The sequence below is a fragment of the Arthrobacter sp. Y3221159 genome (assembly GCF_059089885.1).
Window position 1 is genome coordinate 247823 of sequence record NZ_JBNHFC010000001.1, and the last position, 22342, is coordinate 270164.

General features: G+C 64.4%; 14 protein-coding genes. 11 read left to right on the top strand and 3 right to left on the bottom strand.

What is annotated here, in order from left to right:
• Nucleotides 1-22: 22 nt before the first annotated feature.
• Both AC5RT3_RS01165 and AC5RT3_RS01170 read right to left on the bottom strand, forming a co-directional pair.
• Nucleotides 23-520, bottom strand: coding sequence for an aminoacyl-tRNA deacylase (locus AC5RT3_RS01165; RefSeq protein WP_494051004.1), 498 nt, complete (start codon nucleotides 518-520; stop codon nucleotides 23-25).
• On the bottom strand, nucleotides 520-1719 hold the full coding sequence (locus AC5RT3_RS01170) for an acetyl-CoA C-acetyltransferase (protein WP_494051351.1): 1200 nt from the start codon (nucleotides 1717-1719) through the stop codon (nucleotides 520-522). Before AC5RT3_RS01170 ends, AC5RT3_RS01165 begins: the two co-directional genes overlap by 1 nt.
• Nucleotides 1720-1950: 231 nt before the next feature.
• Here AC5RT3_RS01170 and AC5RT3_RS01175 point away from each other — a divergent pair, with 231 nt between their 5' ends.
• From AC5RT3_RS01175 to AC5RT3_RS01215, 9 genes are all read left to right on the top strand, one after another.
• Nucleotides 1951-2406 (top strand): hypothetical protein, encoded by a 456-nt coding sequence (locus AC5RT3_RS01175; protein WP_494051003.1) that lies wholly within the window; start codon nucleotides 1951-1953, stop codon nucleotides 2404-2406.
• A 308-nt stretch (nucleotides 2407-2714) separates the two neighbouring features.
• Nucleotides 2715-6224: a DNA-directed RNA polymerase subunit beta gene (gene rpoB, locus AC5RT3_RS01180; RefSeq protein ID WP_133345782.1), complete on the top strand. Its 3510-nt coding sequence runs from the start codon at nucleotides 2715-2717 to the stop codon at nucleotides 6222-6224.
• A 98-nt stretch (nucleotides 6225-6322) separates the two neighbouring features.
• Nucleotides 6323-10222: a DNA-directed RNA polymerase subunit beta' gene (locus AC5RT3_RS01185; RefSeq protein WP_494051001.1), complete on the top strand. Its 3900-nt coding sequence runs from the start codon at nucleotides 6323-6325 to the stop codon at nucleotides 10220-10222.
• 436 nt (nucleotides 10223-10658) lie between these two features.
• A complete protein-coding gene (rpsL, locus tag AC5RT3_RS01190; RefSeq protein WP_009358312.1) occupies nucleotides 10659-11033 on the top strand; it encodes a 30S ribosomal protein S12 in 375 nt (124 codons plus the stop codon).
• Nucleotide 11034: 1 nt separating this feature from the next.
• Nucleotides 11035-11505, top strand: coding sequence for a 30S ribosomal protein S7 (rpsG, locus tag AC5RT3_RS01195; protein WP_003803829.1), 471 nt, complete (start codon nucleotides 11035-11037; stop codon nucleotides 11503-11505).
• Between the two features lie 69 nt (nucleotides 11506-11574).
• The gene (gene fusA, locus AC5RT3_RS01200) at nucleotides 11575-13689 is read left to right on the top strand and encodes an elongation factor G (protein ID WP_494008932.1); all 2115 of its coding nucleotides are present in this window, start codon (nucleotides 11575-11577) and stop codon (nucleotides 13687-13689) included.
• A gap of 247 nt (nucleotides 13690-13936) precedes the next feature.
• Complete coding sequence (tuf, locus tag AC5RT3_RS01205; protein WP_009358310.1) at nucleotides 13937-15127, top strand: elongation factor Tu; 1191 nt, start codon at nucleotides 13937-13939, stop codon at nucleotides 15125-15127.
• A 151-nt stretch (nucleotides 15128-15278) separates the two neighbouring features.
• Entirely contained in the window at nucleotides 15279-19313 is a 4035-nt protein-coding gene (locus tag AC5RT3_RS01210) for a hypothetical protein (RefSeq protein ID WP_494123306.1), read from the top strand.
• Nucleotides 19314-19342: 29 nt separating this feature from the next.
• Nucleotides 19343-19468: a hypothetical protein gene (locus AC5RT3_RS01215; protein ID WP_494050999.1), complete on the top strand. Its 126-nt coding sequence runs from the start codon at nucleotides 19343-19345 to the stop codon at nucleotides 19466-19468.
• A gap of 51 nt (nucleotides 19469-19519) precedes the next feature.
• On the opposite strand, the gene AC5RT3_RS01220 is transcribed toward AC5RT3_RS01215, so the two are convergent.
• Nucleotides 19520-20959 carry a GH1 family beta-glucosidase gene (locus tag AC5RT3_RS01220; RefSeq protein ID WP_494050998.1) on the bottom strand — a complete coding sequence of 480 codons (1440 nt, stop codon included), beginning with the start codon at nucleotides 20957-20959 and terminating at the stop codon, nucleotides 19520-19522.
• A 402-nt stretch (nucleotides 20960-21361) separates the two neighbouring features.
• Between AC5RT3_RS01220 and rpsJ the strand changes: the two genes are divergently transcribed.
• Together rpsJ and rplC are read left to right on the top strand one after the other, a co-directional pair.
• Nucleotides 21362-21670, top strand: coding sequence for a 30S ribosomal protein S10 (rpsJ, locus tag AC5RT3_RS01225; RefSeq protein WP_003803825.1), 309 nt, complete (start codon nucleotides 21362-21364; stop codon nucleotides 21668-21670).
• A 17-nt stretch (nucleotides 21671-21687) separates the two neighbouring features.
• Complete coding sequence (rplC, locus tag AC5RT3_RS01230; protein WP_133345790.1) at nucleotides 21688-22338, top strand: 50S ribosomal protein L3; 651 nt, start codon at nucleotides 21688-21690, stop codon at nucleotides 22336-22338.
• The last annotated feature ends 4 nt before the right edge of the window (nucleotides 22339-22342 follow it).

Here is a 22342-nt window from a genome sequence, read left to right on the forward strand (position 1 = left end):
CGGTGGGCGGGGTTTTCTGCGTTTAAAGGGGGTCGGAGATGTCCGCCACCACGGCGTCCAGGGCGGATGTCAAGGCATCGGCGTCAACGAAGGCACTGTAGCCGTGGGCCCCGGCACCCATGGAGATCCGCCTGCCGGTGATGGTGGCATCCGCATAGACAGGCCACGGGGTGGTGCTGCCCAGCGGGGTGATGGTGCCGCGCTCATACCCGGTCGCATCCAGGGCCATGTCCGCCGGCGGCAGTGACAGCTTGTTGACTCCCAGGAGGGTGCGCAGCTTCGGCCAGGAGATCTGCCGGTCACCCGGAACCAGCGCGAACAGGAAAGTCCCGTCCTTGTGCTTGACCACCAGCGACTTGACGATGTCCGCGGGGCTGATTCCCAGGATGCCGGCCGCTTCCTCGAGGCTGCGGGCGGCCGGGCGTTCCACAATTTCGACTTTCAGGCCGCGGGCGGCGGCGTCGGCCAGGAACCGTTCCTGCCCGGCGCCGTCCGCACCGTTTGAGGCTGCCACAGCCATCAGTCGCGGTAGAGCAGGAGCGCCTCGCCCTGCCCGCCGCCCCCGCACAGGGACACGGCGGCCTTTCCGGCTCCCCGGCGCTTGAGCTCGTGGGCGGCATGGACCGCCAGGCGTGCACCGGAAGCTCCGATCGGATGCCCCAGGGCAATGGCCCCGCCGTGGATATTGCACTTCTCCAGCGGATAGTCCAAGTCCTTGAGGGACTGCACCGCTACGGATCCGAAGGCCTCGTTGATCTCTATGAAGTCCAGATCCGCCGTGGTCCACCCTGCCCGGCCCAACGCGTTCATGATGGCGTTCGACGGCTGCGAGTGCAGTGAGTTGTCCGGCCCGGCCACCTGGCCCGGCTTGCCCACCACGGCCAGGTACTCCAGGCCGTGGGCCTCGGCATAAGCGCGCGAGGAGAGCACCAGGGCGGCGGCGCCGTCGGACAGGGGCGACGAGTTGCCGGCGGTGATGGTGCCGTCAGTGACGAACGCAGCCCGCAGCCCGGCCAGGGACTCGATGGAGGCGTTGGGGCGCACGCCCTCGTCCGTGTCCACCACCAGGGGATCTCCCTTGCGCTGCTTCACGCTGAGGGGGACGATCTCGTCGTCGAATGTCCCGTTCTTTGCCGCCAGCGCCGCGCGCTGGTGCGACTGCGCAGCCACGTTGTCCTGTGACGTCCGGTCGATGCCCAGGCTCAGGTTCCGGGTCTCCGTGGACAGGCCCATCGACTGGCCATCAAAAGCGTCGGTCAGTCCGTCGTGGGCGGCGGCGTCCAGGGCCTGGATGGAGCCGTAGGTCCAGCCCTGCCGCGAGCCGGGCAGCAGGTGCGGCGCCCGGGTCATCGACTCCTGGCCGCCGGCCACCACCACGGCGGCCTCGCCGGCCCGGATCATCCGGGCGGCGTCAATGACTGCCGTCAGCCCTGAGAGGCACACCTTATTGACCGTCACGGCCGGAACGTTCCAGCCGATGCCGGCACCGACGGAGCTCTGCCGGGCGGGATTCTGGCCGGCACCCGCCTGCAGGACCTGGCCCATGATCACCACTTCGACATCGCCCACATCCACCCCGCTGGCATCCAGCGCGGCCCGGATCGCGTGGGCGCCGAGGTCCACCGCGGAGAAGCCCGCCAGCTGGCCGTTGATGCGGCCGGTGGGGGTACGCGCTGCCCCGAGGATAACAACGTCATTGCTGTCATGAGAGTTGGCCATGGTTGTCTCTTCCACTCTGATTCGATGTAAGCCACCAAGGCTATCGTGACCCTGGTCACCTAACTATTCAAACGCCGGGGCCGCTATGTGCATTCCGGCCTTTGCGTTTTGCGGCAGGAGAGAAGTCCCCATCGGTTCGGGATGCACGACGGCGGCGGCGTGCGTAGGGTGGGCGGCGGACAGTTTTTGCCGGTGAGCACCCCCCGGACGCGGGGCGGACGGAGAAGTAACGTGAAGAAGACCCTGGCCCTTGTAGGCGCTGCCGGCCTGGCGGCCTTGACCGGGTGCTCCGTCTCATCCCCGGCACCCGCCGGCGCGTCGCCGTCGGAATCCCCCGCGCAGTCTGCCGGCGGGATCAAACCGGCGCCATCGGCTTCCGGCACTGCAGCCGGAGGCGCGAGGGAGGCGTGCGAGCGTTTCAACTCCCTGTTCGCCGAGTATGGAGCCGTCCCGGCCGACGACCCCGGCGGCTATGAGGAAATCTACCTGCAGGCGGAGGATGCCAAGGACACGGTGGCGGGGGACCTTCGGGGCCTGTTCGCTTCCCTCAGCCTTCTGGCTATCGACCATTCTTCGGCCGCCGAATCGGGCAGCGCGCCGGCCCAGGAATCCAAGGACGCCGTGCGCGACGCGGTGTTCGCGAACTCCGGAACCTGCACGGCGGAAGGGGTCACTCTCCGGCTCTGAATGGTCCCGGGAGGGTATCCGGCGCCCCTAAAAACAAGTGCTTGCATTCCGGCCGGATGTGGGGTAGACACGTAGGATATTTTGCCGTATCGTAGATATTTGCGTCTTCCCTGTTTACCTTCAGCCTTCATATAGCGGTGGGCTTTGCCTGGCAGCTGACAATCAACGTGCCGTAACAACGTCACAGCATAGTCGGTGCCGGCCCCGGGTCATATAGCGGAACCGGATGGTAGCGCTGCGGACTCTGTCTGCAGGGTGCACAGCGGGGGAGATCTGAAAACGCCTGAAGGTCTGTGGAAGGATCCCTCTTGGTCGCCTCGAGCACCTCTAATAACGAAACCGCTAACACCGCCGACAGCACTGATGGTGCCACTCGCCGGCTTTCATTCGCAAAGATTCACGAACCTCTTGACGTTCCGAATCTGCTTGCCCTGCAGACGGACAGCTTTGACTGGCTGGTCGGCAACGAACGCTGGCAGGCACGCGTAGCAAAGGCTGTCGAAGAAAACGATCTCAGCGTCGCCACCACGTCCGGCCTCTCGGACATCTTCGAAGAAATCTCCCCGATCGAGGACTTCCAGGGCACCATGTCCCTGAGCTTCTCCGATCCGGAGTTCGCCGACCCCAAGTACACCATGGCCGAGTGCAAGGACCGGGACGCAACGTACTCGGCTCCGCTGTACGTCAAGGCCGAGTTCATGAACAACAACACGGGCGAAATCAAGCAGCAGACCGTGTTCATGGGCGACTTCCCGCTGATGACCGAGAAGGGTACCTTCGTGGTCAACGGCACCGAGCGTGTGGTCGTCTCCCAGCTGGTCCGTTCCCCGGGCGCCTACTTCGAGCGTGCCGCTGACAAGACCAGCGACAAGGACATCTTCACTGCCAAGATCATCCCGTCCCGCGGTGCATGGTTCGAGCTCGAAATCGACAAGCGCGACCAGGTCGGTGTCCGTCTCGACCGCAAGCGCAAGCAGTCCGTCACGGTCCTGCTGAAGGCCCTCGGCTGGACCGAAGGCCAGATCCTCGAAGAGTTCGGCCAGTACGACTCCATGCGCGCCACCCTGGAGAAGGACGCCACCGAGACCCGCGAAGACGCGCTGCTGGACATCTACCGCAAGCTGCGTCCGGGCGAGCCGCCCACCGTCGAGGCTGCCCAGTCCCTGCTGGACAACCTGTACTTCAACTCCAAGCGCTACGATCTGGCCAAGGTCGGCCGCTACAAGATCAACCGCAAGCTGGGCATCGACCGTTCCCTTGGCGACAAGGAAGCCTCGGTCCTGCACGTTGAAGACATCGTCGCCATGATCAAGTTCCTCGTCGCGCTGCACGCCGGCGAGAAGACCATCAAGGGCGTCCGCGACGGCCAGGAAGTTGACCTGCGCGTCGAGATCGACGACATCGACCACTTCGGCAACCGCCGCATCCGCGCCGTCGGCGAGCTCATCGAGAACCAGGTCCGCACCGGCCTGTCCCGCATGGAGCGCGTTGTCCGCGAGCGTATGACCACCCAGGACGTCGAGGCCATCACGCCGCAGACGCTGATCAACATCCGCCCCGTGGTTGCAGCCATCAAGGAGTTCTTCGGAACTTCCCAGCTGTCGCAGTTCATGGATCAGAACAACCCGCTCTCGGGCCTGACCCACAAGCGCCGCCTGTCGGCCCTTGGCCCCGGTGGTCTGTCCCGTGACCGCGCCGGCATGGAAGTCCGTGACGTGCACCCGTCCCACTACGGACGTATGTGCCCCATCGAAACCCCTGAAGGCCCGAACATTGGTCTGATCGGTTCGCTGGCATCCTACGGACGCATCAACCCGTTCGGCTTCATCGAGACCCCGTACCGCAAGGTCAAGGACGGCGTCGTGTCCGACGACGTCCAGTACCTGACGGCCGACGACGAGGCCGAGGTGCTGATCGCCCAGGCCAACGCGCCGCTGGACGAGAACAAGCGCTTCGCCGAAGAGACCGTCCTGGTCCGTGCCCGTGGTGGTGGAGGCGAGCCCGTCCTGGTCCCCGCTGAAGACGTCGAGTTCATGGACGTTTCCCCGCGCCAGATGGTGTCCGTGGCTACGGCCCTGATCCCGTTCCTCGAGCACGACGACGCCAACCGCGCACTCATGGGTGCCAACATGCAGCGCCAGGCCGTGCCGCTCGTCCGTTCCGAGGCCCCGTTCGTGGGCACCGGCATGGAGCGCGCCGCTGCCGTGGACGCCGGTGACGTGGTCATCGCGAAGAAGGCCGGTGTGGTCACCGAGGTCTCCGCCGAGCTCGTCATCATGCTTAACGACGACGGCACGGAAACCAACTACCGCATTAACAAGTTCGCCCGCTCCAACCAGGGCAACTGCTACAACCACCGTGTCCTGGTGAACGAAGGCCAGCGCCTCGAGGTCGGCGGCATCATCGCCGACGGCCCGGCAACGGACCAGGGTGAGCTTGCCCTCGGCAAGAACCTGCTCGTGGCATTCATGTCTTGGGAAGGCCACAACTTCGAGGACGCCATCATCCTCTCGCAGCGCATCGTTGCCGAGGACGTCCTTTCCTCCATCCACATCGAGGAGCACGAGATTGATGCCCGCGACACCAAGCTTGGTGCCGAGGAAATCACCCGTGACATCCCCAACGTGTCCGAGGAAGTCCTGGCAGGCCTTGACGAGCGCGGCATCATCCACATCGGTGCCGAGGTCGAAGCCGGCGACATCCTGGTCGGAAAGGTCACCCCGAAGGGTGAAACCGAGCTGACCCCGGAGGAGCGCCTGCTGCGCGCCATCTTCGGTGAGAAGTCCCGCGAAGTGCGCGACACCTCCTTGAAGGTGCCCCACGGCGAGTCCGGCACCGTCATCGGCGTCCGCGTCTTCGACCGCGACAACGACGACGAGCTGCCCCCGGGCGTCAACCAGCTGGTCCGCGTCTACGTGGCTGCCAAGCGTAAGATCACCGACGGCGACAAGCTCGCCGGCCGCCACGGCAACAAGGGTGTTATCTCCAAGATCCTCCCGGTCGAGGACATGCCCTTCCTTGCCGACGGTACCCCCGTTGATATCGTCCTGAACCCGCTGGGTGTTCCGGGCCGTATGAACGTCGGCCAGGTGCTCGAGACGCACCTTGGCTGGGTCGCCAAGACCGGCTGGAAGATCGAAGGCGAGCCCGAGTGGGTCAAGCAGCTGCCCAACCTGCCGCGCGAGAGTGGCCCCACCACCGTTGCCACGCCGGTGTTCGACGGCGCCCGTGAAGAGGAAATCACGGGCCTGCTGGACTCCACCAACGTGACCCGCGACGGTGAGCGCCTGATCAATTCGTCCGGCAAGACCCGCCTGTTCGACGGCCGCTCCGGCGAGCCGTTCCCGGATCCGATCTCGGTCGGCTACATGTACATCCTGAAGCTCCACCACCTGGTGGACGACAAGATCCACGCCCGCTCCACCGGCCCGTACTCCATGATCACGCAGCAGCCGCTGGGTGGTAAGGCACAGTTCGGTGGCCAGCGCTTCGGTGAGATGGAAGTGTGGGCGCTTGAAGCCTACGGCGCCGCCTACACGCTCCAGGAACTCCTCACGATCAAGTCCGATGACATTCACGGCCGCGTGAAGGTCTACGAAGCGATCGTCAAGGGCGAGAACATCCCGGAGCCGGGTGTTCCCGAGTCCTTCAAGGTGTTGATCAAGGAAATGCAGTCGCTGTGCCTGAACGTGGAAGTCCTCTCCACGGACGGAACCACAATTGAAATGCGTGACTCTGATGACGCAGTCTTTACGGCTGCGGAGGAACTGGGCATCGATCTGTCTCGTGCAGAGCCCAGCTCCGTAGAAGAGGTCTAAGGAGTCCGACGACGGCGGGCCCCGTCCGCCGTCGTCCTCCTTCCTTCTCCCGCACCCAAGACTTCAGAATTTAGAGAACAAGAGAGAACAGGGACCATATGTCCAGCGAATCCTCCTTCGGCCTCATGCAGATCGGCCTCGCCACCGCGGAAGACATCCGTGGCTGGTCTTACGGCGAGGTTAAGAAGCCGGAAACCATCAACTACCGCACGCTCAAGCCCGAGAAAGACGGCCTCTTCTGCGAGAAGATCTTCGGCCCGTCCCGCGACTGGGAATGCTACTGCGGCAAGTACAAGCGCGTGCGCTTCAAGGGCATCATCTGTGAGCGCTGTGGCGTCGAAGTCACCCGCGCCAAGGTCCGCCGAGAGCGCATGGGCCACATCGAGCTGGCCGCACCGGTCACGCACATCTGGTACTTCAAGGGTGTTCCGTCCCGCCTGGGCTACCTCCTTGACCTGGCACCGAAGGACCTCGAAAAGGTCATCTACTTCGCTGCCTACATGATCACCAGCGTCGACGAGGCTGCCCGCCACGAGGAACTGCCCAACCTGCAGGTTGAGCACGACATCGAGAAGAAGCAGCTGATCGACAACCGCGATTCCGATATCGCGGCGATTGCCCGCGACCTCGAAGGCGAAATCGCCCGCCTGGAGGCCGAAGGCGCCAAGGCTGCCGACAAGAAGAAGGCACGCGACTCCGCCGACCGCCAGATGGCGAACGTGCGTAAGCGCGCCGACGCCGACATCGAGCGCCTCGAGCAGGTCTGGGACCGCTTCAAGAACCTGAAGGTCGCCGACCTCGAGGGTGATGAGGGCCTGTACCGCGAACTGCGCGACCGCTACGGCATGTACTTCGAAGGCTCCATGGGTGCCGAAGCCATCAAGAAGCGCCTTGAGAGCTTCGACATGCAGGCCGAGTCCGATCTGCTGCGCGACGTCATCGCCAACGGCAAGGGCCAGCGCAAGACCCGCGCCCTCAAGCGCCTCAAGGTGGTCAACGCGTTCCTGACCACCAACAACAGCCCGCTTGGCATGGTCCTCGACGCCGTCCCGGTGATCCCGCCGGAACTGCGCCCCATGGTCCAGCTGGACGGTGGCCGCTTCGCGACCTCCGACCTCAACGACCTGTACCGCCGCGTGATCAACCGCAACAACCGGCTCAAGCGCCTGCTTGACCTGGGCGCCCCGGAGATCATCGTCAACAACGAGAAGCGCATGCTTCAGGAAGCTGTTGACAGCCTCTTCGACAACGGCCGCCGCGGCCGTCCGGTCACCGGTCCGGGCAACCGGCCGCTGAAGTCCCTGAGCGACATGCTCAAGGGCAAGCAGGGCCGTTTCCGCCAGAACCTCCTCGGCAAGCGCGTCGACTACTCCGGCCGTTCGGTCATCGTCGTCGGCCCGCAGCTGAAGCTGCACCAGTGCGGCCTGCCCAAGCAGATGGCGCTGGAGCTCTTCAAGCCGTTCGTGATGAAGCGCCTGGTTGACCTCAACCACGCCCAGAACATCAAGTCGGCCAAGCGCATGGTGGAGCGTTACCGTCCGCAGGTCTGGGACGTGCTCGAAGAGATCATCACCGAACACCCGGTGCTGCTCAACCGTGCACCTACCCTGCACCGCCTGGGTATCCAGGCGTTCGAGCCGCAGCTTGTTGAAGGCAAGGCCATCCAGCTGCACCCGCTGGTTTGTGGCGCGTTCAACGCCGACTTCGACGGCGACCAGATGGCAGTCCACCTGCCGCTGAGCCCCGAAGCCCAGGCTGAGGCCCGCATCCTGATGCTGTCCTCGAACAACATCCTGAAGCCCTCGGACGGACGCCCGGTCACCCTGCCTTCGCAGGATATGATCATCGGCCTCTACCACCTGACCACCAAGCGGAAGGGTTCGGCCGGCGAAGGCCGCATCTTCGGTTCGGTCTCCGAGGCCATCATGGCGTTCGACGCCCGCGAGCTGCACCTGAACTCGCAGGTCAAGATCCGCCTCGAAGGCTTCGTGCCGTATGCCGGCTGGGAAGCCCCCGAGGGCTGGGAGCCGGGCCAGCCCGCGCTTGTCCAGACCTCCCTGGGCCAGGTGCTCTTCAACGAGACTCTGCCTGAGGACTACCCGTGGGTTGAGGCTGTTGCCGACAAGGGCGAGCTGTCCCGCATCGTCAACGACCTCGCCGAGCGCTACCCGAAGGTCGTCACGGCTGCCACGCTGGACAACCTGAAGGATGCCGGTTTCTACTGGGCCACGCGTTCGGGCGTCACTGTCGCCATCTCCGACATCGAGGTCCCGGCTGCCAAGCCGGAAATCCTTGCCGGGTACGAGGAGCGGGCCGCCAAGATCCAGGGCCAGTACGACAAGGGCCTGATCGACGACGACGAGCGCCGCCAGGAACTGATCGAGATCTGGAACAAGGCAACCAACGAGATCGCTTCGGTGATGCGTGAGAGCCTGTCCCCGATGAACACCATCAACCGCATGGTGTCCTCCGGTGCACGTGGTAACTGGATGCAGGTCCGCCAGATCGCGGGTATCCGTGGCCTGGTGGCCAACCCGAAGGGTGAGATCATCCCGCGCCCCATCAAGTCCTCCTATCGTGAGGGCCTGTCGGTGCTGGAATACTTCATCGCCACGCACGGTGCCCGTAAGGGTCTCGCCGATACCGCTCTGCGTACCGCCAACTCGGGTTACCTGACCCGTCGTCTGGTGGACGTGTCCCAGGACGTCATCGTCCGCGAAGAGGACTGCGGCACCGAGCGCGGCCTGGTCACGCCCATCGCCGTCGCCGATTCCAACGGCGAGCTGGTGCTGGACGAGAACGTGGAGAACAGCGCCTACGCACGTACGCTGGCTGTCGACGTCGTGGACTCCGAGGGCAAGGTCCTCGCCGCGGCCGGCACCGACTGCGGCGACGTCGTCATCGACGAGCTGTTCAAGGCAGGCATCACCGAGGTCAAGGTCCGCTCCGTCCTCACCTGTGAGTCCAGTGTCGGCACCTGCGCCCTGTGCTACGGCCGTTCGCTGGCCACCGGCAAGACCGTGGACATCGGCGAGGCCGTGGGCATCATTGCCGCACAGTCCATCGGTGAGCCCGGTACCCAGCTGACCATGCGTACGTTCCACACCGGTGGTGCAGTCTCCGCCAGCGGTGGCGACGACATCACCCAGGGTCTGCCCCGTATCCAGGAGCTCTTCGAAGCCCGTACTCCGAAGGGTGTTGCGCCGATTGCCGAGGCAGCGGGCCGCATCACCATCGAAGAGTCCGAGCGCCAGATGCGCCTGGTCATCACCCCGGATGACGGAACCGAAGAGATCGCGTACCCGGTCCTGCGCCGTTCACGCCTGCTGATCGAAGACGGCGACCACGTCACCGTCGGCCAGAAGCTGATCAACGGTCCTGTGGATCCCAAGCAGGTCCTGCGCATCATGGGTCCCCGTGCCGCTCAGAAGTTCCTGGTGGACGAGGTCCAAGGCGTGTACCGCAGCCAGGGCATCGGTATCCACGACAAGCACGTCGAGGTTATCGTCCGCCAGATGCTGCGCCGCGTCACGGTCATCGAGTCCGGCGAATCGGACCTGCTCCCCGGCGAACTCGCCGAGCGCAGCCGCTTCGAGGACGCCAACCGCCGCGTTGTATCCGAGGGCAAGACTCCCGCATCCGGACGTCCCGAGCTCATGGGTATCACCAAGGCGTCGCTGGCCACCGAGTCCTGGCTGTCCGCGGCTTCCTTCCAGGAGACCACCCGCGTCCTGACGCAGGCGGCCATGGAAGGCAAGAGCGATCCGCTGCTTGGCCTCAAGGAGAACGTCATCATCGGTAAGCTGATCCCGGCCGGCACGGGCCTCCCGCGCTACACCGAGGTCACCGTCGAGCCCACTGAAGAAGCGAAGGCCAACCTGTTCACAGGCCCCAGCGCGTTCAGTGACTTCTCGTACGACTCCCTGGGCGGCGACGGAGCTCCTGAGTTCCACGCCATCCCGCTGGATGACTACGACCTGGGCAACGACTTCCGGTAGCGGGCAGGGCGGTCCCTTTCGTGTCGCGTTCCGCGCCACGTAGGGACCCTCCGCCCTGCCCTTAGGCATTAAAAGGGATGGTCCCGCACCCCACGGTGCGGGACCATCCCCGTTTAACGGGCCGATTAAGGCAAGGAGGCCGTCCATGCTAGACTTGTTACCAATTGTTATTGTGGCAGTGGATGAGTGCGCCGGCCCCAGCTGAGAGGCTGAGCCAGAGCGACGTTTCCGGTTTGCAGGGTTCTTGTGCAACGTATGCCACATTTTCGCATGCCTAGGGACATTTTGACGCGAGTCGGGTCATGGGCATGGGATCCGACTATTAAGGCTTCGCCTTCGCCGCCTTCGGAGATTCCTCCAAGGGCCCGGGCGGCGGGGCAACGCAACAAGAGAGCGGCCGGAAGCGGCTGTTCCGGATAAAACGGAGAACACGAGAGTGCCTACGATTAACCAGCTGGTCCGCAAGGGCCGCACGCCTAAGGTCTCAAAGACCAAGGCTCCCGCGCTTAAGGGCAGCCCGATGCGCCGCGGTGTTTGCACCCGCGTCTACACCACCACCCCCAAGAAGCCGAACTCGGCTCTGCGTAAGGTGGCACGTGTGCGCCTCAACGGCGGCGTGGAAGTAACCGCCTACATCCCCGGTGTTGGCCACAACCTGCAGGAGCACTCCATTGTGCTCGTTCGCGGTGGTCGTGTTAAGGACCTCCCGGGTGTCCGCTACAAGATCGTCCGTGGCGCCCTCGATACCCAGGGCGTGAAGAACCGTAAGCAGGCCCGCAGCCGCTACGGCGCAAAGATGGAGAAGAAGTAATATGCCTCGCAAGGGTCCGGCCCCCAAGCGGCCGCTCGTTTCGGATCCGGTTTACGGCTCCCCGCTGGTAACCCAGCTCATCAACAAGGTGCTCGTTGACGGCAAGAAGTCCACGGCAGAGCGCATCGTCTACGGTGCCCTCGAAGGCGCACGCGCCAAGTCCGGCGGCGACCCCGTTGCAGCCCTGAAGAAGGCCATGGACAACGTTAAGCCTTCCCTCGAGGTCCGCTCCCGCCGTGTCGGTGGCGCAACGTACCAGGTTCCGGTTGAGGTTAAGCCGGGACGCTCCACCGCACTCGCCCTGCGGTGGCTGGTGGGCTACTCCAAGGCCCGCCGTGAGAAGACCATGACCGAGCGCCTCCAGAACGAAATCCTGGATGCCTCCAACGGTCTCGGTGCCGCTGTGAAGCGTCGCGAAGACACCCACAAGATGGCCGAGTCCAACAAGGCCTTCGCACACTACCGCTGGTAATACTCCCCGGACGCCGCCGGCTCAAAAGAGCCGGCGGCGAACGCGTAGTCCATCCCAAAAGGAGACCCCGTGGCACAGGACGTGCTTACCGACCTTAGTAAGGTCCGCAACATCGGCATCATGGCCCACATTGATGCCGGCAAGACCACCACAACCGAGCGCATCCTGTTCTACACGGGTGTGAACCACAAGATCGGCGAAACGCACGACGGCGCTTCGACCACTGACTGGATGGAACAGGAAAAGGAACGCGGCATCACCATCACGTCTGCCGCCGTGACCTGCTTCTGGGAGAACAACCAGATCAACATCATCGACACCCCCGGCCACGTTGACTTCACCGTTGAGGTAGAGCGCTCTTTGCGCGTCCTCGACGGCGCCGTTGCCGTCTTCGATGGCAAGGAAGGCGTTGAGCCGCAGTCCGAGACCGTGTGGCGCCAGGCTGACAAGTACAACGTCCCGCGTATCTGCTTCGTCAACAAGATGGACAAGCTGGGTGCTGACTTCTACTTCACCGTAGACACCATCATCAGCCGCCTCGGTGCCAAGCCGCTGGTCATGCAGCTCCCCATCGGTGCCGAGAACGACTTCATCGGCGTCGTGGACCTGCTCTACATGCGTGCACTGGTGTGGCCCGGCGATGCCAAGGGTGACGTGACCATGGGCGCGAAGTACGAGATTCGTGAGATCCCGGCTGACCTCCAGGAAAAGGCCGAAGAGTACCGCGCGAACCTGGTTGAGACCGTCGCGGAGTCCTCCGAGGAACTCATGGAGAAGTACCTCGAAGGTGAAGAGATCTCGATCGACGAGCTCAAGGCCGGCATCCGCAAGATGACGATCAACTCCGAGCTCTACCCGATCTTCTGCGGTTCCGCGTTCAAGAACCGTGGCGTTCAGCCGATGCTCGATGCAGTTGTCGATTACCTGCCGAACCCGCTCGACGTCCCCCCGATGGTCGGCCACGACCCTCGCGACGAAGAGAAGGAACTGACCCGCAAGCCTTCCGCCGAAGAGCCGTTCTCCGCACTGGCCTTCAAGATTGCTGCGCACCCCTTCTTCGGCCAACTCACCTTCATCCGCGTGTACTCCGGTCACGTGGAAGCAGGTGCCCAGGTGGTCAACTCCACCAAGGGCAAGAAGGAGCGCATCGGCAAGCTGTTCCAGATGCACGCCAACAAGGAAATGCCTGTTGAGGGCGCTACCGCCGGCCACATCTACGCAGCCATCGGTTTGAAGGACACCACCACGGGTGACACCCTGTGCGATGCCAACCACCAGATCGTGCTCGAGTCCATGAGCTTCCCCGAGCCCGTGATCTCTGTCGCCATCGAGCCGAACACCAAGGGTGACCAGGAGAAGCTGTCCACAGCCATCCAGAAGCTCTCCGCTGAGGACCCCACCTTCCAGGTGTCCCTCAACGAAGACACCGGCCAGACCATCATCGCCGGCATGGGCGAGCTCCACCTGGACATCCTGGTGGACCGCATGCGCCGCGAGTTCAAGGTCGAGGCAAACGTGGGCAAGCCCCAGGTCGCCTACCGCGAGACCATCAAGCGGGCCGTGGAACGCCACGACTACACCCACAAGAAGCAGACCGGTGGTTCGGGCCAGTTCGCAAAGATTCAGATTGCGATCGAGCCGCTGGACACCGCCGAGGGCGAGCTGTACGAGTTCGAGAACAAGGTCACCGGTGGCCGCGTTCCCCGCGAGTACATCCCGTCTGTTGACGCAGGTATCCAGGATGCGCTGAACGACGGCGTCCTGGCCGGTTACCCGGTTGTGGGCATCAAGGCCACGCTGGTTGACGGCGCGTACCACGACGTTGACTCCTCGGAAATGGCGTTCAAGATCGCTGGCCGTATGGCTTTCAAGGAAGCTGCACGGAAGGCGAACCCCGTCCTGCTCGAACCGCTGATGGATGTTGAAGTCCGCACCCCTGAGGAATACATGGGTGAAGTTATCGGTGACCTCAACTCCCGCCGTGGCCAGATGCAGTCCATGGAGGATGCACAGGGTGTCAAGGTTGTTCGTGCGCACGTTCCGCTGTCCGGCATGTTCGGCTACATCGGCGACTTGCGCTCGAAGACCCAGGGCCGTGCTGTGTACTCCATGACGTTCAACAGCTACGCCGAGGTCCCGAAGGCTGTTGCCGACGAGATCATCCAGAAGAGCCGCGGCGAGTAGTCCTCACGGATTCTCAAAGCGAACATCCCGGGTGCGCGGGCCGGAAACGGAAAGCGCAGCCAGTACAGGTGGCCGGCTTGGTCCCGACCGGATCCGGCCACCTGTACGAACAGGCTCAAGGGACTAGTATTAGTTCCTGAATCTGCAATTTCACCAATCCAAAGCCCCCAAGTAGACTTGCCTGAGTTTCTGCCGCGAGAAGCGCGGTTAGAGGGCAAGCCATTTGAAATCGTTCTAGGAGGAACCTGTGGCAAAGGCAAAGTTCGAGCGGACTAAGCCGCACGTCAACATCGGCACCATCGGTCACGTTGACCACGGTAAGACGACGCTGACGGCCGCCATTTCCAAGGTGCTGTACGACAAGTACCCGGATCTCAACGAGAAGCGCGACTTCGCGTCGATCGACTCTGCTCCCGAAGAGCGTCAGCGCGGTATTACCATCAACATCTCCCACGTGGAGTACCAGACCGAGAAGCGTCACTACGCACACGTTGACGCCCCCGGTCACGCTGACTACATCAAGAACATGATCACCGGTGCTGCCCAGATGGACGGCGCAATCCTCGTGGTTGCTGCTACCGACGGCCCCATGGCACAGACCCGCGAGCACGTTCTGCTCGCCCGCCAGGTTGGTGTTCCCTACCTGCTGGTCGCGCTGAACAAGGCTGACATGGTTGAGGACGAGGAACTCCTCGACCTCGTTGAAATGGAAGTTCGTGAGCTCCTGAGCTCGCAGGGCTTCGATGGCGACGACGCTCCGGTTGTTCGCGTTTCCGGCCTGAAGGCCCTGGAAGGCGATCCCGAGTGGGTCAAGTCCGTTGAGGACCTGATGGCTGCTGTGGACGAGTCCGTTCCGGACCCCGTTCGTGACCGCGACAAGCCGTTCCTGATGCCGATCGAAGACGTCTTCACCATCACCGGTCGTGGAACCGTTGTTACGGGCCGCGCCGAGCGTGGAACCCTCGCCATCAACTCCGAGGTCGAGATCGTCGGCATCCGCCCGGTCCAGAAGACCACGGTTACCGGTATCGAGATGTTCCACAAGCAGCTCGACGAAGCATGGGCCGGCGAGAACTGTGGCCTCCTGCTCCGCGGTCTGAAGCGCGACGACGTCGAGCGTGGCCAGGTTGTCGTCAAGCCGGGTTCCATCACCCCGCACACCGACTTCGAGGCCAACGTCTACATCCTCTCCAAGGACGAAGGCGGACGCCACAACCCGTTCTACTCGAACTACCGCCCGCAGTTCTACTTCCGTACGACGGACGTTACCGGCGTTATCACCCTGCCCGAGGGCACGGAAATGGTTATGCCCGGCGACAACACTGAGATGACCGTTGCGCTCATCCAGCCCATCGCTATGGAAGAGGGCCTCGGCTTCGCTATCCGCGAAGGCGGCCGCACCGTTGGTTCGGGACGCGTCACCAAGATCATCAAGTAGTCCTTGCTGATCAACGGATCATCGGGGCACCGCCCCGCATAATCCACAGAAAGCCCCGCTGCCATGTGCAGCGGGGCTTTCTCTTGCTAGAACTTATCCAGTCATTGGATAAATTGCAGTCGTACAGCACTGCCTAGCGGGAGGTCGCGGCATGAGGGATGCATCCTATGAGGCGGGGTACCGGGACGGCCACCTCCAGGGGTGGCGGGTTGCGATGGCGAAGGTCACCCAGGAGCAGCAGTGGAAGTCGGCGCCGCCGGCCCAGCCCGTGCCCCGGATGTCCGCACCAGTCATTGGAGGGACGCCGCCCCCGCCCCAGCCGCCTGCCCGGCAGCAGCCTGCCGGGAAAGTGTTGCCGCCGGCCCGGCAGCGGGCATATCCTGCCAGGCCGGCACGTCCCGCCGAGTCCGACGAAGAACGCAAGGCCCGCCGGGAGCGCCGGGACCGGCAGAACATCAACGTCACCCTATACGTTGCCAGCCTCCTGCTTGTTGCGGCAGCGGCGCTGTTCGTGGGGACCGGGCTGGCGCCGCTGTTCCGCTTCGCCGGCGTCTGCGCGGTGGCGGCCCTGTTCTATGCCTCGGGACTGGTCCTTCACCGCAGGGTTCACCGGCTCAGGCCAGCCGCCGTGGCGTTCACCGGTACGGGCCTCGCGCTGATTCCCGTGATCGGCCTGGCCCTGTATAACTTCGTGCTGTTCCACGGACCCGCGGTGTGGCTGCTGACGTCCCTCGCCGGAACCCTCGCCTACATTGCCGCCGCCCTTCGGCTCGAGAGCAGGGTCCTGGTGTACCTGTCCTTGACATTCGTCGTTTCCACAGCGTGGTCTGGCATTGCCGTGCTGGGCGGGGCCCTCGTTTGGTACTTCGTTGCACTAACGGGCGTGGCCGTGCTGTTTACCGTGGTGTCGCTGCTGCGGCCGGGATGGCTTCCTCCCGTCTTCACCGGACCCTTGTCCAGACTCCACCCTCTAGTGGTTCCGGCGGTTGCCCTGGCATCCACCTTCTTCCCGCTGCTGCTGGCGAGGTGGGACTACGCCCTGGTCCTCGGTATCTGCGGGGTGTACTTCGGGGTGATGACCGCCGTCCGGAGCGCCCCGTTCAGGCTGTTACATTTCTATGCTGCGCGGGTGGCACTGACTGTGTCCGGCAGCGTGGTGGTGTGGGAACTCACGGGCCACGGGGCAGATGCGTTGTTCGCCGCTGGACTGCTCCTGGCGCTGCAGTCCACCGCAACCGCGTTTGGCGGCCGCGTCCTGGCCGACTGGTTTCCAAGCGAGGCCGCCGGGACAGGACGGCCGGTCAGGCAACCAAAGGTGCCCGACGACGGCACTTTGCGGGGTGCCGGGTGGTGGCGCTTTGACGCGCTCCTGACACATGCAGCGCAGTTCGCGGTAACGGCGGCAATCGCCTCGGTCGCAGCGCTTCGGGGGACGGCCGCTGCCTCCGGGCCGGGCGACGGCCCGGTAGCGCTATGGCTGCCGCTCCTGATTCTGCTGCTGGCCAGCTTCGTGCTGGCTGCAAGGTTCCGGGGCGGCGCTGAACTGGCACCGTTCGCCCCCTTGGGGCTGGCATGGTTCTTCAGCCCGGTGCTGGGGGAGTGGGCGTTTGCGGCGGTGCCGTTGCTGGCGTCGCTCATCTGGCTTGGGAGAGCGCTCCGGAAGGGGGAGGAACGGCGGGGGCTGCTGGTGCTGAACGGAAGGGTTGCCGCTACCGTGGCAGTTCCTGCAGCGGCCGCGGCGCTCACCGAGGGGGCTCTGCAGAACCACGCAGTGTGGTTCGGCGTCGCTGCGGCGGCCGTTTGCCAGCAGCTGCTGTCCGCGGCACTGCAGCGCCTGGGGCACAGTGTCCCCGCTTCCCAAGCCACACTGGCCGTTTTTTCAGACCTCGGTGTCGTGGGGATCGCCGTCCTGGCGTCGGTCGACGCCACCCGCGGAAATCTCCTGACCATGGTGGCGATCCTGTTGCAGTTGCTGGCAGCTGTCGCCACCGGTCTGATGTTGATCCGGCGTCCTGCCAGTCCAGGCGGCTGGCGTCCCGCCGTTGGGGAGCTGCTGCCGCTGGTGGTCTCTGCCGTCATGGTGGAGTTCGCCTTCCGGTTGGTTTCCACCGGCGCGGGAAACATTGCGCTGGTGCTGATGCTCGCGTATCTGGCCGCTATCGCATTGACGCTGCCCGGCCGCCTGCACCGCTGGAGTTACTGGTGGCTGGCGAGAGTTACGGGCACGATCCTGGTGCTGACGGTGTTCGGGCAGCTGGCGCAGAGTGGGGCCGTACCGGTCCTGGCCGGGGAGCAGGTTCTGCCGGCCACCGTGCTGGCCGTGGCTCTGGGACTCCAGCTGGCCCTTGTCCTGGGTGCATACCTCCTGCGGCGCACGCCGGGCGGTACAACCGCTGATGTCGGCCTGGTGCTCGTGGTGCAGCTGATAGGCGCCATGATGGCTCCGCTGGGAGAAGGCAGCTGGCAGGCCGTCTTGGTGCCGGCCGTAGCAGCCGGATCGGCCGTGCTGGCCGGGTACGTACTGCGGCGTGAAGGTGGTGCTGAATGGTTTGCGCCGGCGTTATTCGTTGTCCTCGTCTACCTCTCGTCCGGCAACCTGCTCCTCATAGAGGTGTTGGTGGGCATTTTCGCGCTGTTCGCTGCGGTCATGGTGCCGGTTGCGTCCTCCCCGCTGCAGAAAGGGTGGTACTTCGTAGCAGCCCGTGTGTTGACGGCTGCGCTGGCGGTGGTCCTCAGCTACGACATCACTGCTTCGCCGGCAGCGGTGTCCCTGACGTTCGCCTCAGTCCTTGCGGCCCAGCATGCGGTGCGGTGGGTCCTGCGGTCCAGCCTGCAATCGGTGCCGTTCCAGCAGGCAGCCGTGTGGATTACGCTGGCCGGGCAGGCCCTGCTGCCCCTGGGGTACGCCCTCCGCTACGGCCAGGCGGGCGAAAGCGGGGGCCGCGGCGTCCTGTTCCTGGAGCTGGCGCTGCTGCTGGTATCCGCTGCGCTGGCCCGCCGTCTGTTTGTTGCCCCCGGTGCGCTGTACTTCGGCCTCTACGCCCTGTTGTTCGGGGTGCTTGCGCTCGGTCCGTTCGCTACCTTTGGGGCAGTGCCACTGCTCGGATACACGGAAACCTCAGTGGTGCTCATGCTCCTGGGCCTCCTGGCAGCGGGGGCAGGCGTGGTGGGGAACCGGCGCAACGCTGCACCTGCGGGGGTGGAGCACTGGCTGTGGCTTGTTGCAGCAGTATCTTTCACGGGCACTGCCCTGCTGGTTGCACCGGAGGCGGCGGGCTGGGTTTCCGGGGCCGCCGTCCTTGCCCTGGCCGCTGTCCTGTTTATTGCCTCGCATGTTGAACGGATCCCGGCACTGTACCCGCCCGCGGCGGCAGCGCTGCTCACCGGCGCGTTCATGCTTGCAGGCTCAGTGTTTGACGGACTTGGTGGGGACTGGGGCCGCTATCTTCCGTGGCTGGCCGGCCCGGGACTGGCGGCCGCAGCCCTGTATGCGCTGCGGCAGGCCCGGGCCTCCCGCCGGGTCGAGGAGCCGTTGCGCCGCTGGTCTTTGGCGGGCGCATCCTTCCTGGGATTCGGCACCGCCGCGCTGGCCGGGCTCCCGGCGGATTCAACAGCGTGGTGCGCTGCTGCCCTGCTAACCTGTGCTGCCGGAGTCGCCGTGTGTGAAGTGCCGGCAACAGTGCGCCGGGTAGCGGCGGAAATTGGGTCGGTGGCAGTGGCCGCCGCGGTCCAGAGGGCGGCCCTCTTCCGCCTGGACACGGGGAGCCTGCCGGACCCCTTCTGGGCAGCCCAGTGGTACGTGGCGCTGGGAGCCTTGCTCGCCGCCTTGCGGTACCGGGCAGGGCAGCACGGGCCTGGCCGGGCATATGCAACGGCATCGGCTGTCCTGCTCACCCTGTCCGGCGCCGGCGTGGTTATGAGCGGGGCTGGGGGCCAGCAGTTGTGGCTCGTGCTCCTGCTGGCCGCGCTGCTGGTGGCAGGCCTGGTCCTTGGGGACCGGTTCTTTGTCCGTTGGGGTGCCGGCGGCATTGCTGCCTGCATCTTGTGGGCCATGCGGGAGTACACCTTCGCGCTGCTGGCGATTGTCGCCGTCGGACTGATTGCCTTTGCCATGTGGCGCCTCAACCTCAGCGCGGGCACTGAATCGGCTGGCGGGCAGGACGGCCCCGCACAGAAGCTCCCCTGATAATGTGGCAGCATCGAGAGGAGATCATCATGGGATGGCTTATTTTCCTGATCATCGTGGTCGCGGTGGTGGCAGGCGTGTTCTGGGCCAAGAGGCACTTCCGCCACGAGATCGACCGGGCCAAGCGAATCAACCGGGCAAACAAGAACCAGTAGCAGGCCGCTCTGCCGGCCTCGGCTGATAAGGAAATACCGTGCGGGCCCGGGCTACTGGCCGGCCCGGGTTTTCCGCGCCCGCGAAAGGGCCTGGTACCAGTAGAAGGACTGTTTCGGGGTCCTCTGCTGCGTCTCAAAGTCAACGTGGACCAACCCGAACCGTTGGGAGTAGCCGGCAGCCCACTCAAAGTTGTCCATCAGTGTCCACACGTAATAGCCCCGCAGGTCAACGCCTGAAGCCATGCCGCCCGGGGAGGTTGCATCGAGGGCAGCGCGCAGGTGGGTGGCCAGGTATTGCACCCGCTCCTCGTCCTGGAGGGTGCCCTCAACCTTGTCCGGCTCCGGAAAACTCGCACCGCCTTCCGTGATGTAGACAGGCGGGAGGGCGTCCCCGTACCGGTCCTGGAGTTCCTTGAGCAGGATGCCCAGATGTTCGGGGGCCACCGGCCAGCCGAATCCGGTGTGGTCAAGTTCCGGATAGCCCACCTCGTGATACGGGAGGGTGACAACTGCTTCGTCCGGTTCGGCAGGGATGGGTGTCACACCGCGGCCAATAGCTACCTTGACCGGGAAGTAGTAGTTCAGTCCGTAGAAGTCCAGCGGCTGGTGGATGGTGCGCAGGTCGGTGTCGGAGATGCGGCCAATCGAGCGCAGCCACGGCCGGGCGTACAGGGGAAGGTGCGGGTAGCGGCCCAGCAGGACAGGGTCGGCGTAGATCCGGTTCATCAGCAGGTCGTACATCCGGGCCACCATCCGGTCGCCGATGCTCCGGCTGGCGGGCCGGACGGGGGCATGGAGGTTGGTCACCCCAACGCCGCCGGTTACGCCGGCAGCCCGGAGTGCCTGTACGCCCAGCCCGTGCGCCAGCAGCTGGTTGTGGATGGACGGGAGGGCATCGAACATCAGCGCCCGGCCAGGGGCATGGACGCCCAGGGCATAGCCGTTCAGGGTTACCGAGAGAGGCTCGTTGAGCGTGACCCACTGGGCCACGCGGTCGCCGTAGCGCCCGGCGGCTGCAGCGGCGTACTCGCCAAAGCGTTCCGCGGTCTCCCGGTTGAGCCAGCCGCCGCGGTGCTCAAGGGGCAGGGGCGTGTCCCAGTGGTACAGCGTGGCCATGGGGGAAATGCCAGCCTCCAGCAGCTGGTCGATCAGCCGGTCGTAGAAGTCCAGTCCTTCCGGGTTAAAACTGCCCCGGCCGTCCGGCTGGATCCGCGGCCACGAAAGCGAGAAGCGGTAGGAATCCACGCCCAGGTCCTGCAGCAGCGCCACATCCTCCGGCAACCTGTTGTAATGGTCGCAGGCCATGGCGGGGGAGTGGCCGTCCACAATGGCGCCGGGCTTCTCCGCGAACGCGTCCCAGCCGGAGGGCCCCCGGCCCCCTTCACCGAGGGCGCCTTCAATTTGGAAGGCGGCCGCCGCCACGCCAAGGGTGAACGACGGCGGCATCCGGCCGGCCAGTTCCGTCACCGATTCAGTGCTTTCCAGCGTCATGTCCTTATCATCCATTCGGATGCAGCCAAGGGCAATGATCCCGCCATGCCCCGGCCCCACGAGGGACGATTCGCATCTGCCGGGGATTTCCGGCATACTAGATGAGTTGTTCAAGCGCTTCTTCGCGTCCCGATCCGGATAATGCCGGATGCAGGGTCCAAGTTGAAGACCAAACATAACCCACCCCAATGGAATTGCGGATTTGTATGCGTGTTGAGCGCGACACGCCCGACCGCGGGGGTCGGTTACGCCGGCAAGGTGAGGAACCCGGATCCATCCGGATTCAGTTTGTGCGGCGGGTGGTAGTTACGACTTCAAATGCTTCGGCAGCCACATACAACAGGAAAGTGAACAGGGCAGCCCTAAACCGGGGAAGCACAGACTGAAAGAGAGTCAGGCGACATGGCGGGACAAAAAATCCGCATCCGGCTGAAGTCATACGACCACGAGGTCATTGACGTTTCAGCACGGAAGATCGTTGAGACGGTCACGCGCGCAGGCGCAACGGTAGTGGGCCCCGTGCCGCTGCCGACGGAGAAGAACGTGTACTGCGTTATCCGCTCTCCGCACAAGTACAAGGACAGCCGCGAGCACTTCGAAATGCGCACGCACAAGCGTCTTATCGACATCATCGATCCCACGCCGAAGGCTGTTGACTCGCTCATGCGTCTCGACCTGCCGGCTGACGTGAACATCGAAATCAAGCTGTAGGGAGGTGCTGAGAAACTATGACCGCAACCCGTAACGTAAAGGGCCTGCTGGGCACGAAGCTCGGCATGACCCAGGTCTGGGACGAGAACAACAAGCTCATCCCCGTCACTGTGGTCCAGGCAGACTCGAACGTCATCACCCAGCTGCGCAACGCAGAAGCTGATGGCTACGTCGCCGTTCAGATCGGCTACGGCCAGATCGATCCCCGCAAGGTCACCAAGCCGCTGGCTGGTCACTTTGAAAAGGCAGGCGTCACGCCTCGCCGTCACGTCGTCGAACTTCGTACCGCAGATGCTGCCGAGTACGAGCTGGGCCAGGAGCTCTCTGTAGAGCTCTTCGAAGCCGGCCAGAAGATCGACGTCGTAGGCACCACCAAGGGTAAGGGCTTCGCCGGTGTTATGAAGCGTCACGGCTTCCACGGCGTTGGAGCTTCCCACGGTGCCCACAAGAACCACCGTAAGCCCGGTTCAATCGGTGGTGCATCCACCCCGAGCCGCGTCTTCAAGGGCATGAAAATGGCCGGCCGCATGGGCGCCGTTCGTCACACCACGCTGAACCTGACGGTTCACGCGGTTGACGTCGAGAAGTCGCTGCTCCTGATCAAGGGTGCCGTTCCCGGCGCCCGCGGCCAGGTCGTACTCGTACGCACCGCCGTGAAGGGAGCCTAGTTCA

Excerpts from the sequence above, each read along its gene's own strand:
- rplC (WP_133345790.1), top strand. The coding sequence starts at position 21,688 with ATGACCGCAACCCGTAACGTAAAGGGCCTGCTGGGCACGAAGCTCGGC.
- rpsJ (WP_003803825.1), top strand. The coding sequence starts at position 21,362 with ATGGCGGGACAAAAAATCCGCATCCGGCTGAAGTCATACGACCACGAG.
- rpsG (WP_003803829.1), top strand. The coding sequence starts at position 11,035 with ATGCCTCGCAAGGGTCCGGCCCCCAAGCGGCCGCTCGTTTCGGATCCG.
- AC5RT3_RS01220 (WP_494050998.1), bottom strand. The coding sequence starts at position 20,959 with ATGACGCTGGAAAGCACTGAATCGGTGACGGAACTGGCCGGCCGGATG.
- AC5RT3_RS01170 (WP_494051351.1), bottom strand. The coding sequence starts at position 1,719 with ATGGCCAACTCTCATGACAGCAATGACGTTGTTATCCTCGGGGCAGCG.
- AC5RT3_RS01165 (WP_494051004.1), bottom strand. The coding sequence starts at position 520 with ATGGCTGTGGCAGCCTCAAACGGTGCGGACGGCGCCGGGCAGGAACGG.
- AC5RT3_RS01215 (WP_494050999.1), top strand. The coding sequence starts at position 19,343 with ATGGGATGGCTTATTTTCCTGATCATCGTGGTCGCGGTGGTGGCAGGC.
- AC5RT3_RS01210 (WP_494123306.1), top strand. The coding sequence starts at position 15,279 with ATGAGGGATGCATCCTATGAGGCGGGGTACCGGGACGGCCACCTCCAG.
- AC5RT3_RS01185 (WP_494051001.1), top strand. The coding sequence starts at position 6,323 with ATGTCCAGCGAATCCTCCTTCGGCCTCATGCAGATCGGCCTCGCCACC.